Below are 1908 nucleotides of genomic sequence, written 5' to 3'. Positions count from 1 at the left end.
ACTAGCGACTCTGCGTCGATATTTGTCAAAGATTCTATAGTTATAAACATAGATTCTTTCGGCAAATTGTGACTCATACTGGCTCTGGATTTCTAGGTGAATAAGTATCCAAGTTTCTTCCCCATCTTTGAGATAAACTTTGACTAATTTATCGACAAAACGCTGGCCTAATTCAGCATCTCTGACAACTTGTCTAAGTTCTTGGTCAAGAAAATCAAAACCTCTTTCCCAGTCAATAGCTGTATAAGCATCGGGGAAGAAGAAGGCGAAAAATTCGTGTAGATAAGTTTCGACAATATCTTTCCAGGGACTGTCGAAAGATGTGTTGGTTTCAGTATTCATAGTTTTTATTCTCACACAATTTCGCTATTTTGTTAAATTTGTGTGAGAATAAATAACTCAGCATTTAACTAACAAAAATATCTTCATAGGTGAGAGCTAATCCTGTATTGAGAGTAGCAATTTGTTGAGCGGACTGGATACCGTTACCATCCACATCAAAGAGTAAAGCGCCGCTGGTGGAATTGTAAATAAACCGTTGACTGGCGTTAGTCGCACTACTACCTATTAGGAATTGAACCTGTGTGATTGTATCTCCTGCAATTAAACCACCGCCAAAGCCTTGTCTTGATACTTGAATAAAATCTTGACCAGGAGTAAAATCGGTAATGGCATCATTCCCTAAGTTGGAAGAAGCGAAGTAGAAAATATCGCCACCTGTACCACCCGTAAGAATATCGTCTCCGGCTCCACCAATTAAGTAATCGTTAGCATTTGTTCCTAATAGTACGTCTTTCCCATTTGTCCCTACATGACGACGAGTACCATCATCGTTAATAATGGTGGCAATTTGAGCAGCGGTAGTACCAATACTATAGCCTGTGCCTGCGGCTAGTTGAAGACTAATAGTTTCATTAGGTTCAACAACAGTATCTGCGGTAGGATCTATGGTAATACTGGTGGTGGTTGAACCTGGATTAAAGGTAATAGTTTTTCCGTTTCCAGGAGTTGCGCCTGTATAATCAGTAGCACTAGCAGTACCAGCTATATTGTAGTTGACGGTTAAGGCGTTTGTTGTTACTCCTGTGCGAGTAAATGTGTAAACAAAGTTACTCGGACTACTCTCGCTAATACCGCTATAGTTCAAGCTGAGAGTAATACTAGGAAGGGTGACATCATCATTGGTAATTGTTCCCGTAACTGTATTAGGAGTACCTACTGTATAACCTGTCCCGGTCGCAAGAGTTAAAGCAACAGTTTCGTTACTTTCAACAGTTGTGTCAGCAGTGGGGTCAACTATTACAGTCGCAGTGGATGAACCGGCTGCGAAGGTGACAGTATTGGTAGTCCCTGTACGAGTGTAGTCGGTATTGAGAGTCGCTGTCCCTCCGAGGGTGTAATTGACAGTTAAAGCATTGGTTGTTACACCAGAACGGGTGAAGGTATAGACTAAGTTAGCTGTCCCATCTTCTGTCACACTACTGGGAGAAACAGCAAGAGTAACACTGGTATCATCATTGGTAATCGTACCGGTAACTGCTGTAGTCGTACCTACTGTATAACCTGTCCCGGTCGCGAGGGTTAATGCGACGGTTTCATCAGATTCAACTGTAGTATCAGCAGTGGGGTCAACTGTTACAGTCGCAGTGGATGAATTAGCAGCAAAGGTGACAGTATTGGTAGTCCCTGTACGAGTGTAGTCGGTATTGAGGGTTGCTGTCCCACCGATGGTATAGTTAACGGTTAAAGCATTGGTTGTTACACCGGTGCGAGTGAAGGTATAAACCAGATTACTTGTCCCATCTTCAGTCACACTACTGGGAGAAACAGCAAGAGTGATACTAGGAAGGTCATCGTTGGTAATAGTTCCGGTGACGGCGGTGGTGGTGCCTACGGTGTATCCTGTCC

General features: G+C 42.8%; 1 protein-coding gene and 1 pseudogene. Both read right to left on the bottom strand.

Going from position 1 to position 1908, the window contains the following annotated elements; translation table 11 throughout:
* Positions 1–342, bottom strand: a pseudogene (locus tag O9295_RS03215) (cytosolic protein); the annotation flags it as partial.
* Positions 343–406: 64 nt separating this feature from the next.
* Positions 407–1908 (bottom strand): Calx-beta domain-containing protein (locus tag O9295_RS03210; RefSeq protein ID WP_288031644.1); only part of this gene is annotated, 1502 nt, incomplete at its 5' end.

Source organism: Microcystis sp. LE18-22.4A (assembly GCF_027531105.1).
In the GTDB taxonomy this organism is placed as follows: Bacteria; Cyanobacteriota; Cyanobacteriia; order Cyanobacteriales; family Microcystaceae; genus Microcystis; species Microcystis aeruginosa.
The sequence above is the reverse complement of the archived record's forward strand: the minus strand, read 5'-3'. Positions and strand labels throughout refer to the sequence as shown.